Consider the following 15434-nt stretch of genomic DNA (forward strand, 5'->3'; position numbering starts at 1 on the left):
TTCACAAACTGGCGGCCGCCAGCTGGGCATGGGTCGGCAGGCCTTCGGTATCGCCGCGCACCTGCACCGCGCGGGCGCCGATCCAGGCGCCGCGCCGGACGGCGTCGCGCACTGGCCGGCCCTCCAGCAGCGCGCTGATCACGCCGACGGCAAAGCCATCGCCGGCGCCAACGGTATCGACAACATGCTCGACGCTGAATGCCTCGACATGGCCGGTGCCGGCCTCGCCATCGAAGTAGGCGCCGTCGGCGCCCAGCTTCACCACCACCAGCCTGGCGCCGCGGGCACGGTAGAAGGCGGCAATGCGTTCCGGCTCGGCGTGGCCGGTGAGGAAGCGGCCCTCTTCGATGCCGGGCAGCACCCAGTCGCACTGCTGCGCCAGGTCGTTCAGCGTCTCCCGCATCAACTCGGGCGAGGCCCACAGCGTGGGCCGCAGGTTGGGATCGAATGAGATCGTGCGGCCGGCGGCCTGCATGGTGGCGATGGCCTGGCGCGTGGCGGCCTGCGTGCCTGCGGCCAGCGCGGGGAACACGCCGGTGACGTGCAGGTGCCGCGAGCGCCGCAGCCACCTGCCGTCCAGGTGCTCCGGGTTCATGCGGCTCGCCGCCGAGCCGCGGCGGTGGTATTCGACGGGGGGATCGCTGCCGTCGTCGACCCGGCCCTTGAACTGGAAACCGGTGCGCTCACCGGGCTCGCACACGACCTGGCTGCAATCCACGCCTTCGCGCTGCATTTCGCCGAGCAGGTAGCGGGCCATCGAGTCGTCGCCCAGCCGGCTGGCCCAGCCAACCTTCAGGCCCAGGCGCGACAGGCCGATGGCCACATTGGTCTCGGCACCGGCGGTGCGCTTGTGGAAGGTCTGCGCGCCTTCGAGCGGCCCGGCTTCGCCGGCGACCAGCATCAGCATCGCCTCGCCCAGCGTGACCACGTCAAGATCGGTGCTCATGCGGGGACCTCCACCGAACGCAGCAGTTCGACATGATGGCGCGTGACCTGCACCAGGTCTTCGCCTTGCAGCGGGAATTCGATCGCACGCGCAACGTGCGTGGGCAGGCGGCGCAAGACGCTGCGCCAGGGTGCCGCCGACTGGTCCAGCGGCACCGCGATCCATTTGGCAGGCGTGCGCTGCACGCCTTTGCAGTGCACGTAGCCGACGCCGGCGCCGAAGACCTGCGCGGCGTCGAGCGGGTCTTCGCCGGTCCAGTGCCAGTTGCCCATGTCGAAGGTCATCGGCACGTTCTCGCCGAGCGCCGTGATACGCGCGAAGAAATCGCGCAGCGGCGGCACGGTGCCGGCCTGGGCGGTCTGGTCGTTTTCCACGACGAGTTCGATGCCATCGTGCCGCAGCCAGGGAAGCAGTGCTTCCAGTGCCGTGCCTTCCCGATAGCCGCCAAGCGACATCTTGACCCGGGTCGCACCGAGCGCCAGCGCGGTCGTGAAGGCACGGTCGAGCGCGGCGGCATCGAGGCTGCCGGCTTCGCTCCAGAGGCCTTCCGGGCTGGACCAGACCACGCTCAGCCCATGCTGCCGGGCGACCTCGCGCTGTTCAATGACTTCATCCTTGTGCCCGCGCTGGAGTTCGCCGCGGAATTCCACGCCGTCCGCGCCGGCTGCCGCGGCAATCCGCGCGAGTGCGGCCTGTCCGTCGCGCAGGGCGAAGTCGGCGCCATAGGCTGTCAACGAGATCAGCACCGGCGGGCGCGAAGCACCATCTGCTTGCCAATGGCTCATTTCAGTGCTCCCGCGCCGAGGAATTGCTGCAGTTCCGGTGTCCGCGGCTGCGCGAACAGCGCCTTCGATGGCCCCGCCTCGTGGACCTTGCCCTGGTGCATGAAGATGGTGGTATGCGCCATGCGGCGCGCGAACTCCATTTCATGCGTGACCAGCACCATGGTCATGCCGGAGGCAGCGAGGTTCTCCATGACCCGAAGCACTTCCGCTGTCAGCTCGGGGTCGAGCGCGGAGGTGACCTCGTCGAACAGCATCACCTTGGGCTCCATCGCCAGCGAACGGGCGATGGCCACGCGCTGTTGCTGGCCACCCGAGAGCTGCTCGGGGTAGCAGTCCTTCTTGTCGAGCAGGCCGACCTGGGTCAGCACCTGGTCGACGATGCCGTCGATCTTGCTGGCTGCCATCTTCTTCACGATGGACGGCGCCAGCGCGATGTTCTCGCCCACGGTCAGGTGCGGAAACAGGTTGTAGCTCTGGAACACCATGCCCACGTCGCGGCGCAGGTCGAGCAAGCGCTTGCGGTCGTGATCCAGCTTGTGCCCGGCGACGGTGATGTCGCCGGCGTTGATCGTCTCCAGGCCATTCAGGCAACGCAGCATGGTGCTCTTGCCGGAGCCGCTGCGGCCGATGATGGCGACCACCTGGCCCGGCTCGATCGCAAACGAAACGCCCTTCAGGACTTCGACAGCGCCATATGACTTGTGCACGCCTTGTGCTTCAACGATTGACATGGAGCCTCCTTTCCATGCGCCGCGCCGCCGCCGACAGCGGGAAGCAGAGCGCGAAGTAGATAAGTGCGACGACGACGAAGACCGCGAAGGGCTGGAAGGTCGCGTTGTTGATCAACTGGCCGGCGCGGGTCAGTTCGATGACGCCGATGATGGAAGTGATCGAGGTGTTCTTGACCAGCTGGACCGAGAATCCCACCGTGGGCGGCAAGGCCAGCCGCACGGCTTGCGGCAGCACCACGTAGCGCAGCTGCTGCCAGCGGGTGAGGGCGAGCGCTTCGCTGGCTTCCCACTGTCCTTGCGGCACGGCCTCGATGCAGCCGCGCCAGATTTCGCCAAGATAGGCGCTGGCGTAGATCGACATCGCCAGCATGGCCGCGACCATCGGCGACAGCTTGAGCCCGAGCACGGAGAGTCCGTAGTAGCTCAGGAACAGCACGATCAGCACCGGCGTGCCTTGCACGACCTGGATATAGGCCGTGCTGGCGAGGCGCAGCATCGGGCTTCTGGAGGTACGTGCCAGCGCCACCAGGAAGCCGGCCAGCGTGCCGCCGACGAAGGCGAGCAAGGTCACCCACAGCGTCCAGCGCGCTGCCAGCAGCAGGATTTCAAGATGATTCCAGGAGAACTCGGTGATCATTGCGCGCTCCCTGCAGCCGCTGCCGTCAGTTCCGCCTGCGCCATTGGCGCGATGCGGGCTGTGCGGGCCAGCTTTCGTGCGCGCGCCACCACGCGGCGCCGCTTGAACACGAGGTTGCCGATCAGGCCGAATATGGCGCGCAGCATCAGTGCCAGGCCGATATAGACGAACATGACCAGGATGTAGCTCTCGAAGGTGCGGAAGGTCTGCGAATCGACCTGGCTGGCGACCGCTGTCAACTCTTCCACCGAGATCGTCGACACCACGCTCGACGTCAGCATCATCAGCGTGAACTGGCTGGTCAGGGCCGGATAGACCTTCTCGAAAGCCGGCACCAGCGCGACGTGGCGGATCAGCTGCCAGCGTGTCATGCCCAGCGCGGCAGCGGCCTCGAGTTGCGAGCGGTGAACTGCCTGCAGGCCGGCCCGGATGATTTCCGTCGAGTAGGCGCCGAGGTTGACGGTCATGGCAATCACCGCGGCGGTGACGGCATCGATCTGCAGGCCCACGGTTGGCAAGCCGAAGAAGATGATGAAGAGCTGGATCAGGAAGGGCGTGTTGCGGATGGCTTCGACATATGCCCTGGTCGCACGCTGCAGCCAGGGGCCGCCAAAAGCGGCGGCAATCGCGCCGGCGGTGCCGACCACGGTGCCAAGCAGGATCGAGCCGAAGCTGAGCGCCAGCGTCATCGCCGCGCCTTCCGCGAAGCGGTCCAGCTGCGACAGCACCGGGGTCCATTCGAATTGGTAGTTCATGGGGGTCTCCTGGCACGCCGGCTGGCGCCGGCGCGCAACCTCAGACGGCCTGGTTCAGAACGCTTGCAGCGCAGGCAGCGCCTTGCCGGTCCACTTCTGCGCAATGGCGTCGAGTTCGCCATTCAGCTTGACGTAGGAGATGGTGGTGTTGAGCCACTGGCGCAGCTCGAAGGCGTCGCGGCGCACGGCCATTGAATTGGGCTGCACCGAGAACGCGAACTTGGCGTCGAACTTGCCGGCACCGCGCGCCTTCATGATCTCGTTGCCGGTGGTATTGGGCAGGGCAATGGCTTCGACCTGGTTGCTGATCAGCGCCTGCGCGCAGGTGGCATCGTCCTCGAAGCGGACGATGTTCATGCCGGGCACGGCCAGCCGGGTCAGCGCGGTGTCCTGCGTGGTGCCGCGCGTCACGCCCACCTTCTTCTTCCCGAGTTCCGTCAGCCTGGCGTACTTGGCAGCGACGGGCGCGAAGATGGTCAGCTCGAACGCGCTGTAGGGTGCACTGAACATGATGGCCCGCGCCCGCTCGGGCGTCGGCGCCAGCGTGGCGACCAGGAAATCGACCTTGCCGGCCTCCAGCGCCGGAATCCGGCTGGGCGAGGTGAGCGGAACGATATCGACCGGCACGCCCAGGTACTTGCCGAGCAGGTTGGCCACGTCGACGTCATAGCCGGCGGGCTTGCCGGTGGCGTCCGTGGTGCCGAAGGGCGGGGCGCCGGTCACCACGCCGATGGTGACCCTGCCCTTCTTGACGATCTCGGCGACGGTCTGCGCCTGGGCGGTGAAAGCGGCGCTGGTCAGGACCAGCAGAGTCAGCACGGGCGCGGCTGCGCGGCGCAACAAGCGTTGGACGTTCATCATGTCTCCTGCACGTTTATGGAATGTGTCGCTGGCGTCGCAGCGTTCGGCAAGCACCGTCTTGAAACCGGTTTCAGGATTATAGGAAACCGGTTTCAGAGATCCAGCAGTGGAAACCCTTACGGTCAAAAACTGCGTTTGGCGGATGTGGAAACAGGCACGTCAGGCACCCGCTGGACGTGCGCAGCGGGTGCAGGCGTGGATCAGGCGGGCACGGCGGGCGCCGGTGGGGAAGGGCTCTGCGATCAGGCGCGGCGGGTCGATCCGCGCGTGACCAGCGTGCCGGGCAACAGCACCCGGCGCGGCGGCAGCTGCGTGCCTTGCAGGCGCTCTATCAGGCAGTTGGTGGCAACGCGCCCGATATCGTCGGTGGGCTGGGAAATGGCGCTGAGGCCAGGACCGACCAGTGCAGCCCATTCCGGATCATCGAAGCCGATCAGGCCCAGGTCGGCGCCAAGCTGCCACCCTAGTCTGGCGGCCGATGCGGCCACGCGCAGCGAGATCACGGCGTTGGCCGCCAGCACGGCAACGGGTGCCTGTCCGGCGCCACGGCGCAGCGCGCGCAGCGCTTCATCCAGGGCATCGTCGTCACCCCGCTGGGCTTCAAAAACGGTCCCTCCAACCGTGTCCACGTGTTCGGCGACAAAGGCCTGGAACGCGCGCGCCCGCTCGTTGCGCGAGCTGATGGCCTTGATCGGCTCGCTGATGAACAGCAGGCGCCGGTAGCCGGCTTCGACCAGGTGGCCGGCGGCTTCCTGGACGGCGGTCTGGTTGTCCAGGGCCACCAGGTCGACTTCGGCATCGCCGACCTTGCGGTCGACCAGGACCACTGGCTTGCCCAACTGCGCCGCATCGGCCAGGGCGCCGGCATCGTGGCCCAGCGTGTGCAGGATAAAGCCCTCGACCCGGTAAGCCGACAGCGAGCGAATGGCTTCGCGCTCCAGTTGCTCGTCATTGCCGAGGTTGAACAGCATCACCATGTAGCCGGCGTCGCGACAGGCCTTCTCAACGCCGCGCAGCACGGCCACCGAGAACGAATTGGAGACATCCGCGACCACCAGGCCGATCAGGCGCGACTTGCCGCGCTTGAGCCCCTGCGCCATCGGGCTGGGGCTATAGCCGAGCGCGCGGATGGCCGCGGCGACGCGCGCCTCCACGTCCGCGGAAAGCTGCTCGCCGCCCCGGTTCAGGTAGCGCGATACGGTTGCCTTGGACACGCCCGCATAGTCGGCAACGTCCTGGATGGTGAGTTTCTCTGCAGGTTTCTGGTCGGACACAGGTCGGATAACAGGGCGCGGCATAGGGTTCGGGTCTCGGTGAAACCAGTTTCACGATTATGCCTCGGGCCTGTGGGGATGTGCCAGCCTCCGAGGCGATTGGGCTCCGATACCTGGTGCGGCGAACCGTCGAAGGGCCAGACCCTTCGACGGTTATCCCGAATGAGCCAGCGCTACCGCATCGGCACCTGCCGGAAACCGAAGCAGCCCGGACCTGTCGTTGGCGGCACGCCAAACCGCTTCGGCCACCTCGGCCTCGGTCGTCACCGCTGCCGGTTGCGAGAGGGAAGCAAAGATGCCCTGCGCGCAAGACGCGTATGCCTCGGGGATCAGGCCCTCCATGCGCGGTCCCCCGTTGCTGGTAAAGCGCGTGGTCGGTCCGTAGCCTGGCTCGACCAGCTTCACGCTCACGTTGAACGCTTCGAGCTCGAACGCGAGCGATGCGGTGAAGCCTTCGATGGCCATCTTGCTCGCGGTGTAGACGGCTACCATCGGCATCGGCGCCAGCGTCGTGCTCGAGGTCACGTTCACCACCACGCCCGACCTGCGCGCACGGAACTGGGGCAGCACTGCCTGGGTCATCGCCATCACGCCGAACGTGTTGGTCTCGAACACCTCGCGCGTCGTGGCCATCGGAGTGGCCTCGAAGGCGCCAAACAGGCCGATGCCCGCGTTGTTGACGAGCACGTCGATGGCTCCGCTCGCTGCAAGCGTGGCGGCGATGCTGTCGGGCTTCGTCACGTCGAGCGCCAGCACGCGGATCCGGTGGGATCGGGGCAAGAGTTCTTCGTTCGGCGTTCGCATGGTGGCGATGACGTTCCAGCCCTGCGCGTGGAAGTGGCGCGCGGTTTCAAGGCCATAGCCAGAGGAGCAGCCGGTAATCAGCACGGTTTTCATGAGGGTTTCGGTGGTGGTTTGGATGCCGGCAACGATAGCGGGGATGCGACGGACTGCCTACAATGAAAAGTCCAGATTTCATTTGCAATCGTCCGGCGATGAGCGATCCCCTGTCAGAAGTCATCTCGCTGCTTCAGCCGCGTGCCGTGTTCTCGAAGTCCATCAGCGGCGCCGGCCGCTGGGGTGTTCGCTACGCTGACTTCGGCCAGCCAAGCTTCTGCGCCGTGCTCGAGGGCAGTTGTCGTCTCGCCGTCGACGGCCAGCATGCCCTCACGCTTGAGGCGGGCGACTTCGTGCTCCTGCCGGCAACGCCGGGCTTCACCTTGTCGGGCTTTGAGCCGGTGGCGCCCGAGCGCATCGACCCCAAAGTCACGCCCGCGCCGATGGGCGAAGTTCGTCACGGCAGGCGCGGTGGACGCCCCGATGTGCGACTGCTCGGCGGCTACTTCGTCTTTGACTCGTCCAATGCTGCGTTGCTGGTGTCGCTGCTGCCGGCGCTGGTGCATGTGCGCGGCGCCGAGCGGCTTTCGGCAATCGTGCGGCTCGTCAGCGAGGAATCGGGTGAACGGAGGTCGGGGCGCGAGCTCGTGCTCACGCGCCTGGTGGAGGTGCTGCTGATCGAAGCGCTGCGCTCAACTTCGGGGGAGGACGCGCCCCCGGGGCTGCTGCGTGGCCTGACCGATACGCGACTCGCGTCAGCGATGCGGCAGATGCACGCCGATCCCGCGCGCTCGTGGACGGTGGCCCAACTCGCCAGGAAGGCAGCGCTGTCGCGCTCGACCTTTTTTGAGCGCTTCACGCGCGCCGTGGGAATGCCACCGATGGAATACCTGATCGCCTGGCGCATGGCCGTGGCGAAGGACCTGCTCCGTCGCCATGACATCGGGATCGCCGAAGTGGCTGAACGGGTCGGCTACGGCTCGGCAACTACCTTCAGCACCGCGTTCAGCCGGCACGTCGGCCAACCACCGAGTCTCTACGCGCGCAAACGCTAGAACGTCGTGTTCCACGCAGGGGCGAAGAAACCCTGATAGACGCAGATCGACTCACCGTCGAGCGCATCGCCAGCCTGACGGGCTTCACCGACCCGAACGCATGCGGCGGGCATTCCTGCGAATCTTCGGCGAACCCACCTGCACGAAGACCTCTCGGTTGAAAGGCTCGCAGATTCCGTGCATATGAGCCCACGCCACTTCGGCCGCGAGTTCCGGCTGAACACCGGTCAATCACCCGCACGTGCAGTCGAGCAGCTGCGCGTTGAAACGGCGCGCATCCTGGCAGCCAGGAAGATAAAGATTGCACTGCCAGAGAACGTGGCCATCGACGCCGAAGTCGACCTCGGCATGGCGGGCGATGCGTATTGCCTGCAGGCGCGCCTCAACGTGCACGTCCCAGGCGTGGAGCGCGAGACCGCGGAGGCCCTGGCGCACGAGGCGCATCAGACCTGCCCGTATTCCAAGGCCACGCGGGGCAACATCGACGTCACGATCAACGTGGTCTGAGGGGCGCGCGCGTGAAAGCGATAGGCGATCCCGCGCCGGCTCGGCTGAGCGTTGCCTGCTCGGCGCAGACAAGCCGGCTCAAACTGCGCGCGCCAGTCGCGCCTGCAGCACGTTGCTGATACCGGCGCCGATCGCGCCGAGCACACCGGCAGCGGCCAGCGCCCCTAACAACATCAGCGACGGTGGCTGGCTCGCAGCAAAGAAACTGATCAGGCCAAGGAAATAGGCAAGCGGATTGTTGATCCGTGGCAGCGCGCGCAGGCTGAGCACGAGTACCACGTCGCCGAACACCGCGAGCGGTGTAGCCAGGTCACCGAAGCGCGGCGTCAGCCATCCAATCAGCAGTCCGGTCGCAGCACCGAAGACGATGCCGAGCAGGAATGCCGCAAGGTTCGCTGCGCCTTCGCGCGCCGTCTGCGAGCCTGTGTTGAATGCGACCCAGCCAAGGAACATGGCCCAGGCGGGTAGCCCTGCGGTGAGCGTCAGGAAAGTCGTAACGGCAGCCACCACGGCCCCGATCAGGGTAATGCCATGGAACGTGCCTGGCGGGATATTCAGTGCCGCAGCCTGTACCGAAATGCCAATCTTCGGCATGGGAGCCTCCTTCCGGAAGATGACCTGCCCGGTTGGCCTCAGGCAGGTCACGGTGTGTGTCAGACCAGGTTGGTCTCGACGTGGATGTTGCCGTGCAGGGCCTTCGAGTATGGGCAGGTCCGGTGCGCGGTATCCACCAGTGCCTGGGCCACTTCACGGTCGATGCCGGGGATGTGGACATTGAGCCGGGCCTGCAGCAAATAGGCCTCGCCAGCCATGCCCAGGTCAACCTCGGCGTCGACCGAAAGCTCGGCCGGCAGCTTCACGTTCATCTTGCCGGCGGCCAGCCCGATCGCGCCGATAAAGCACGCCGACCATCCCGTGGCGAGCAATTGCTCCGGGTTCGTGCCCGGGCCTTTGGTGCCCGGCGAGGACAGTTGAAGGTTCAGCCGGCCGTCATCGCTATGGGCTTCGCCGTCGCGTCCGCCTGCGGTGATGTGGACTTTGCCGGTGTACAGCACTTTTTCGATACGGGTCATGATGCGCTCCTTGTTTATTCAGAAAGTCGGGGTTCAGGCGTAGGCGCCGTCAAGATAGGGGTCGACACTGCGCGCCGGGTCCGCTGAAACGCCGGTGCGGTCCAGGCCGGACAGGGTGCGTGCGCCGTCGTAGTACGGATCGACGTTGCGCGCACCGTCCGTGAACGGGTCGACGGCACGCGCGCCGTCGCTGTACGGGCTGCGTGCCTCTTGCACGGAGCGGGCACCGTCGGTGAAGGGGTCTCGCGCGCCCGGCTGGGACAGTGCGGCGACCTGCGCACCGGCAGCGGCGGCAACCAGGGCGATGGCGAAGACAAAGCGCTTGGCGATGTTGTGGGTAGTCATGATCGTCTTCCTTAAAGGATTGGGTTCGGTATTGCGCGGCAGGGACTGGCTTTGTTGAGGTTCGCCGCCGGGCCACGGAATGCATTTAAGGCGATCGATGTATCAGGCCCGTAGCGCGTGAGGGGGGTCTCTGTCGGAACAGGTATCGCAGCGGCAGCGTGATACAGACGGGTACAAATCCATGCGCGAACGGGTTGGGGAGCCGCATCGGCAATGGACTGGGGCAGGCGTATGCGCCACATTCTGCGCCTCTGCATGCACCTAGGGTTTCTCCCGAAAATCCTCCGTACGCCCTTGTTTTGATTGTGATTCTGGTTGAACGGCAGCCGTTGCTAGTCGTGGCGGTGACCAACTTCGACCTTGACCATCCGTCGAAACCGCCGATAATGCAAACGTTTGCAAAGGAGGCAAAACATGGAAACTTCCAGCGAGCGGCAGGCGCCACAAGGCGAGCGTCTGGCGCTGATCGAGGACGAACACTCGGTGACAGGCGTGGTCCAGGCGGCCATGGCCAATACCGCCAATCCCCGCCTGCGCTTCATCATGGATTCCCTGGTGCGGCACCTTCACGGGTTCCTGTCCGAGGTGCGGCTGTCCGACGAGGAATTCGAGCTTGCCCTGGGGTATATCGCCAGGCTGGGCCATGCGACCAATGCCAAACACAACGAGGTTGTGCTGGCTGCCGACGTGCTGGGGCTGTCGACGCTGGTGACCGTCATGAATAACAGCACCAGGGACGGGCGCACGCCCGGCGCGCTGCTGGGCCCGTTCTATCGCGCCAACGCGCCGCGCTATGACTGCGGTGACTGCGTGGTGCAGGACGACGCGCCTGGCTTGCCGCTGCTGGTCAGCGGCACCGTGCGGGCGACCGATGGCACGCCGCTGCCAGGCGCCCTGGTCGAGATCTGGCAGGCGTCGCCGGTGGGACTGTATGACAACCAGGATCCGACCCAGCCCGACCGCAACCTGCGCGGCTGCTTCCATACCGATGAAAGCGGCGGCTACCACTTTCGCACGGTACGGCCTGCCGGCTATCCCGTGCCGACCCACGGCCCGGTAGGCACGCTACTGGCCGAGCAGCAGCGCCATCCGTACCGGCCGGCGCATATCCATTTCATCGTCGCGGCGCCGGGTTACCGGACGCTCGTCACCCAGGTGTTTGCCGACGCGCCGGACAAGCTGGAATCCGATGTCACGTTCGGCGTGCATCGGCAGCTGGTTGGCGATCTCCGGCTGCACCACCAAGGCCCCAGCCCGTGGGGCGATGTGCCGGCGCCGTTCTACACACTGGCGTTCGATTTCACGCTCGAGCCCGGCGAGCAGACCTTCCCGAAGCCGCCGATCGACTGATCGCCGGATCGGCTTCCCCTGACCCATTCCCACATTGAAACCATGAGTGCTACTTTTCTTTCCGGCAAGGTGGCCGTGATCCTCGGCGGCACCGGCGCGATCGGCTTTGCCGCCGGTGAAACGCTGGCGCGCCTTGGCGCAAGCGTCGTGCTGACCGGGCGCGACGCCGACGAGGCGGCCAGTGCCGCGGCGGCCTTGCCGGCCGGCAACCATCTTGCCGCTGTGGCCGAGGTTGCCGACAGCGCCTCGCTGCGCGCGCTGGCCGACGAGGTCAGCCATCACTACGGCCGCGTCGATATCCTGGTGAACACCGCAGGCTTTACGCGGGCGATCCCGCACGCCGACCTGGACGCCCTGGACGATGCGCTGATCGATGAACTGTTTGCCATCAACTGGCGCGGGCAGTTTGCTGCGATCCGTGCGTTCGCGCCGCACCTGCGCGCCAATGGCGACGGGCTGGTGGTCAATGTCGGGTCCATTGCCGGCCGTACGGGGCAGGGCAGCAACGTTGCGTACTGCGCTGCCAAGGCCGGGCTCGATGTCATGGCGATGTCGCTCGGGCGCGCGCTGGCGCCGCATATCCGCGTGCTGAACGTATCACCGGGCGTGGTCGATACCGCCTTCGTGCCGGGACGCGACAGCGGCTTCAACGAGCGCGCCGCCAAGTCGACGCCGCTCAAGCGCGTCGGCCAGGCACAGGACGTGGCCGATGCCATCGCGGCCTGCGCGACGTCGCTGCGCTTTGCCACCGGCACCACCATCGTCGTGGACGGCGGCCGCCAGCTTGGATAGGCCGGGCCCCGCTTGTTTACCCAACCGAATTTCCATCACTGACCTTCGCTCATGCACGCACGCAAGACCATCATCACCTGCGCGGTGACCGGTAATATCGTCACCCCGGAGCAGCACCCCGGCTTGCCGGTCACGCCGGCCCAGATTGCCGACGCCGCGCTGGAAGCCGCCGAGGCCGGCGCAGCCGCCGCCCACATCCACGTGCGCGACCCCGAAACGGGGCGCCCGTCGATGTCGCTCGACTACTACGCCGATGTCATCGACCGCATCCGCAAACGCAACCGCTCGCTGATTATCAACCTCACCACCGGGCCCGGTGGCCGCTTCGTGCCGAGCGAGGACGAGCCGCGCGTGGCCGCGCCGGGCACCACGCTGCTGCATCCCGCCAAGCGCGTCGAACACATCGCGGCGCTGCGCCCGGACGTCTGCTCGCTCGACCTGAACACCATGAACTCCGGCGGCGACGTGGTCATCAACACGCCCACCAACGTGCGCAAGATGGCCGGCGTGATCCGCGCGGCCGGTGTCATGCCCGAGCTGGAGATCTTCGATTCCGGCGACCTCAATATGGCGCTCGACTTCATCCGTGAAGGCGTGCTGGACGGCCCCGGCCTGTGGACCCTGGTGCTGGGCGTGAAGTACGGCTTTGCGGCCACCCCGGAAACCATTTTCTACGCGCGCAACATGCTGCCCGCCGGCGCCCACTGGTCGGCCTTCGGCATCGGCCGCGCGGAGTTCCCGATCGTGGCCCAGGCATGGCTTGCAGGCGGACACGTGCGTGTCGGCATGGAAGACAACATCTATCTGGAGAAGGGCGTGCTGGCGCCAAGCAACGCGGCGCTGGTCGCCAAGGCGCGCGACATCGTCAGGTCGCTCGGCGGCGAGATTGCGTCGTCGGCCGAGGCCCGGCGCACGCTTGGCCTGCGCGAGGCCTGATCCCGGCCATACCGAACCAAACATTTCAGGAAGGAAGCACCATGAACACCATTCGAGTCAGCGAGAAAGCCGCCAATATCGACGCCCTGCAGCTGGAGCTGCTCGGCGTGCCGCGCCCGGAAGCGGCGCAGGGTCAGGTCATCATCGAAGTGGCCAGTGCCGGGGTCAATCCGAGCGACGTGAAGGCAACGCTCGGCCTGATGCCGCATGCGGTCTGGCCGCGCACGCCAGGCCGCGACTACGCAGGCCTGGTGGTCGACGGACCCTCCGAGCTGCTGGGCCAGCCGGTCTGGGGCAGCGGCGGCGAGCTCGGCATCCGCCGCGACGGCACGCATGGCAAGTATCTGCGCATCCAGGCCAGCGCCGTGCGCGCCAAACCGGCGTCGGTGTCGCTGCTGGAAGCCGGCGCCGTGGGGGTGCCGTTCATTACCGCCTATGAAGGGCTGCGCCGCGCGGGCATGCCGCAGGCTGGCAGCACCGTGCTGGTGTGTGGCGGCAATGGCAAGGTGGGGCAGGCTACGATCCAGATCGCCACCGCGCTCGGCGCGCGTGTTTTTGCGGTGGAGCGCACCGCGGAAGCCTATCGCGGCCATGCCAGCGGCGACGTGCGCATGATCGATGCCAGCAGCGAATCCATTGCCGCGGTGGTGCGCGAAGAGACCGACGGACACGGTGCGGACATCGTCTACAACACGGTGGGAAGCCCCTACTTCGAACAGGCCAACCAGGCCATGGCGATCGGCGCGGCGCAGATCTTCATCTCGACCATCGAGAAGCCGGTGCCGTTCGACATCTTCGCCTTCTATCGTGGCCAGCACACCTATGTGGGCGTCGACACCCTTGCGCTGGACAGCAACGCCTGCGCGGGCATCCTTGACCAGCTCGCACCGATGTTCGCCTCGGGTGCGCTGCGGCCGTTCCCGGTCTTCTCCGACTACACCTATTCGCTCTCCGACGCCAAGGAGGCCTACCGGGCGGTCCTGCAAGGCGCGACCGAACGCGTGGTGCTGAAGCCGTGAACACGACCCGGTTCGCGCAGGCGCCGGCCTACTTTCCGGCCAATCATGAAGGCATGCACTGCCTGCGCCTGCAAGGGCATGAAGCGGGACCGTCCGAAGCCTTGTGGATGGGGGTCTCGGTGCTGTTGCCGGGCGGCCATACGTCGATGGATGCCGCGCCCGTGGAAAAGCACTACGTCGTGCTGGAAGGCGAAGTCTGCATCGCCACGCCCGACGAGCGCGTGACGCTGGCCCAGTTCGATTCCGTGCGCGTGGCGCCGGGTGAGGCGCGGCAGGTGTTCAACCCGGGCAATCGGCCGGCGATGCTGTTGCTGGCGATGCCGTATCCCAAGAGCTGATGTTTTTGGGCCGGACTGCAAACGATTGCAAAAGAGCGGGGCAGACGGCCCGCCCACAACAACCACGACAAATCAGGGGAGACAAATGAAGTCCATCAGAAAGCCCAGCCATCTGCTCATGCTGGCCATGGCCGCAGCCTGTGGCGGCGAGGCCAGCGCGCAGTCGGCCGTGACGCTGTACGGGCGCATCAATACGGCACTGGAGTATTCCTATGCCAACACCGCGACCGACGGCACCCGCCTTGGCGGCGTGGGGCGCCTGACCAACAACCGCTCAGTCTTCGGCATGCGCGGCGAAGAAGGCCTGGGCGGCAGCCTGAAAGCCATCTGGCAGATCGAAAGCAATTTCTCGCTCGATACCGGCCAAGGCCAGGTGGCCGGGCGCAATACGCGGGTGGGGCTGCAGGGCGATGCCGGCACGCTGTTCCTGGGGCATTGGCAGACCCCATACACCGAATCGACAACGGCCTACGATCCGTACTATCCGACCACCGCCGGCTATATGGCGCTGATCGGCAACGGCTCCACGTCCAGCTCCGACAACGTCCAGGACACCAGCTCGTTCGACCGCCGGCAGAAGAACATCATCGTCTACAAGTCGCCGTCGTTCGCCGGCTTCAGCGGCGCCGCGGCGTGGGGCGTGAATGAGGAGAAGACCACCGTACCGCGCAATCCCGGGTTGTATTCGTTCTCGGCGGCCTACGACAACGGCCCGCTCAACGTGGTGCTGGCCTATGAAGTCCACCAGCACTACCAGACCGCCGGCCGCAACGATGATGCGATGAAGGCGGGCGTCTCGTACAAGTTCCCCACCACCACCGTGGCGCTGCTCTATGAACGGCTCCACTACCGCACCGCGACCGGCGACCTGACCCGCAACGGGTACTACGCGTCGCTGGTGCAGAAGCTCGGGCCGGGCAGCGTGCGCGTCGGTTTTGGCCTTGCCAGCAATGGCGCGGGCAATGCGACCGAGACCGTGGGCTTCTTCCGCAGTGGCGCGGAAACGGGTGCCACGCAGGTCACGGTCGGCTACGACTATCCGCTGTCCAAGCGCACCGCGCTGTATGCGTACTACAGCCGCATCAACAACAAGCGCAATGCGATCTACGACTTTGCCATCAATGAACTGGGCGTGAGCGCGGGTTCAGACCCGCAGACGGTCGCGCTCGGCATGCGGCACTTCTTCTGAAGCA

19 protein-coding genes are annotated in these 15434 nt (G+C 66.3%); 8 read left to right on the forward strand and 11 right to left on the reverse strand.

The genetic code is table 11. The annotated features are described in order from the left end of the window. Position 1 precedes the first annotated feature (1 nt). From AC3WQZ_RS02155 to AC3WQZ_RS02190, 8 genes are all read right to left on the reverse strand, one after another. Positions 2–946, reverse strand: coding sequence for a sugar kinase (locus tag AC3WQZ_RS02155; RefSeq protein WP_010810288.1), 945 nt, complete (start codon positions 944–946; stop codon positions 2–4). Further along, positions 943–1731, reverse strand: coding sequence for a sugar phosphate isomerase/epimerase family protein (locus tag AC3WQZ_RS02160; protein ID WP_010810287.1), 789 nt, complete (start codon positions 1729–1731; stop codon positions 943–945). Before AC3WQZ_RS02160 ends, AC3WQZ_RS02155 begins: the two co-directional genes overlap by 4 nt. Continuing rightward, positions 1728–2462 (reverse strand): amino acid ABC transporter ATP-binding protein, encoded by a 735-nt coding sequence (locus AC3WQZ_RS02165; RefSeq protein WP_010810286.1) that lies wholly within the window; start codon positions 2460–2462, stop codon positions 1728–1730. Before AC3WQZ_RS02165 ends, AC3WQZ_RS02160 begins: the two co-directional genes overlap by 4 nt. Then, entirely contained in the window at positions 2449–3099 is a 651-nt protein-coding gene (locus AC3WQZ_RS02170; protein ID WP_010810285.1) for an amino acid ABC transporter permease, read from the reverse strand. Before AC3WQZ_RS02170 ends, AC3WQZ_RS02165 begins: the two co-directional genes overlap by 14 nt. After that, on the reverse strand, positions 3096–3854 hold the full coding sequence (locus tag AC3WQZ_RS02175; protein WP_010810284.1) for an amino acid ABC transporter permease: 759 nt from the start codon (positions 3852–3854) through the stop codon (positions 3096–3098). The genes AC3WQZ_RS02170 and AC3WQZ_RS02175 overlap by 4 nt, the downstream gene beginning before the upstream one ends. A 54-nt stretch (positions 3855–3908) precedes the next feature. Beyond that, a complete protein-coding gene (locus AC3WQZ_RS02180; protein WP_010810283.1) occupies positions 3909–4712 on the reverse strand; it encodes a transporter substrate-binding domain-containing protein in 804 nt (267 codons plus the stop codon). A 245-nt stretch (positions 4713–4957) separates the two neighbouring features. After that, complete coding sequence (locus tag AC3WQZ_RS02185) at positions 4958–6013, reverse strand: LacI family DNA-binding transcriptional regulator (RefSeq protein WP_011617484.1); 1056 nt, start codon at positions 6011–6013, stop codon at positions 4958–4960. Positions 6014–6142: 129 nt separating this feature from the next. Beyond that, positions 6143–6886 (reverse strand): SDR family oxidoreductase, encoded by a 744-nt coding sequence (locus AC3WQZ_RS02190; protein ID WP_010810281.1) that lies wholly within the window; start codon positions 6884–6886, stop codon positions 6143–6145. 98 nt (positions 6887–6984) lie between these two features. Between AC3WQZ_RS02190 and AC3WQZ_RS02195 the strand changes: the two genes are divergently transcribed. Then, a complete protein-coding gene (locus AC3WQZ_RS02195; RefSeq protein WP_010810280.1) occupies positions 6985–7881 on the forward strand; it encodes an AraC family transcriptional regulator in 897 nt (298 codons plus the stop codon). 138 nt (positions 7882–8019) lie between these two features. Continuing rightward, positions 8020–8388 carry an AraC family transcriptional regulator gene (locus AC3WQZ_RS02200; protein WP_255266277.1) on the forward strand — a complete coding sequence of 123 codons (369 nt, stop codon included), beginning with the start codon at positions 8020–8022 and terminating at the stop codon, positions 8386–8388. 78 nt (positions 8389–8466) lie between these two features. Here the strand turns inward: AC3WQZ_RS02200 and AC3WQZ_RS02205 are convergent, their stop codons facing one another. From AC3WQZ_RS02205 to AC3WQZ_RS02215, 3 genes are read right to left on the reverse strand one after another with little or no spacing between them, the layout of a single operon-like run. After that, on the reverse strand, positions 8467–8982 hold the full coding sequence (locus AC3WQZ_RS02205) for a DUF1097 domain-containing protein (RefSeq protein ID WP_439669226.1): 516 nt from the start codon (positions 8980–8982) through the stop codon (positions 8467–8469). Between the two features lie 59 nt (positions 8983–9041). Next, entirely contained in the window at positions 9042–9461 is a 420-nt protein-coding gene (locus AC3WQZ_RS02210) for an organic hydroperoxide resistance protein (RefSeq protein WP_439671695.1), read from the reverse strand. Between the two features lie 33 nt (positions 9462–9494). Beyond that, positions 9495–9806 (reverse strand): hydroxyquinol 1,2-dioxygenase, encoded by a 312-nt coding sequence (locus tag AC3WQZ_RS02215; RefSeq protein ID WP_492299967.1) that lies wholly within the window; start codon positions 9804–9806, stop codon positions 9495–9497. A gap of 414 nt (positions 9807–10220) precedes the next feature. Between AC3WQZ_RS02215 and AC3WQZ_RS02220 the strand changes: the two genes are divergently transcribed. The 6 genes from AC3WQZ_RS02220 to AC3WQZ_RS02245 all read left to right on the forward strand — a co-directional run bounded on the left by AC3WQZ_RS02220 (position 10221) and on the right by AC3WQZ_RS02245 (position 15430). After that, positions 10221–11156: a dioxygenase family protein gene (locus tag AC3WQZ_RS02220; protein WP_492299969.1), complete on the forward strand. Its 936-nt coding sequence runs from the start codon at positions 10221–10223 to the stop codon at positions 11154–11156. Positions 11157–11198: 42 nt separating this feature from the next. After that, positions 11199–11948 carry an SDR family NAD(P)-dependent oxidoreductase gene (locus AC3WQZ_RS02225; RefSeq protein ID WP_439671967.1) on the forward strand — a complete coding sequence of 250 codons (750 nt, stop codon included), beginning with the start codon at positions 11199–11201 and terminating at the stop codon, positions 11946–11948. 51 nt (positions 11949–11999) lie between these two features. Further along, positions 12000–12884, forward strand: a complete 885-nt coding sequence (locus AC3WQZ_RS02230; protein ID WP_010810273.1) for a beta-keto acid cleavage family enzyme — start codon at positions 12000–12002, stop codon at positions 12882–12884. A 41-nt stretch (positions 12885–12925) separates the two neighbouring features. Further along, positions 12926–13903, forward strand: coding sequence for a quinone oxidoreductase family protein (locus tag AC3WQZ_RS02235; protein ID WP_011617479.1), 978 nt, complete (start codon positions 12926–12928; stop codon positions 13901–13903). Beyond that, positions 13900–14241 (forward strand): cupin domain-containing protein, encoded by a 342-nt coding sequence (locus tag AC3WQZ_RS02240; protein ID WP_010810271.1) that lies wholly within the window; start codon positions 13900–13902, stop codon positions 14239–14241. The genes AC3WQZ_RS02235 and AC3WQZ_RS02240 overlap by 4 nt, the downstream gene beginning before the upstream one ends. An 85-nt stretch (positions 14242–14326) precedes the next feature. Continuing rightward, complete coding sequence (locus AC3WQZ_RS02245) at positions 14327–15430, forward strand: porin (protein ID WP_010810270.1); 1104 nt, start codon at positions 14327–14329, stop codon at positions 15428–15430. Positions 15431–15434 lie beyond the last annotated feature (4 nt).

Source organism: Cupriavidus sp. FW305-26, from assembly GCF_058787975.1.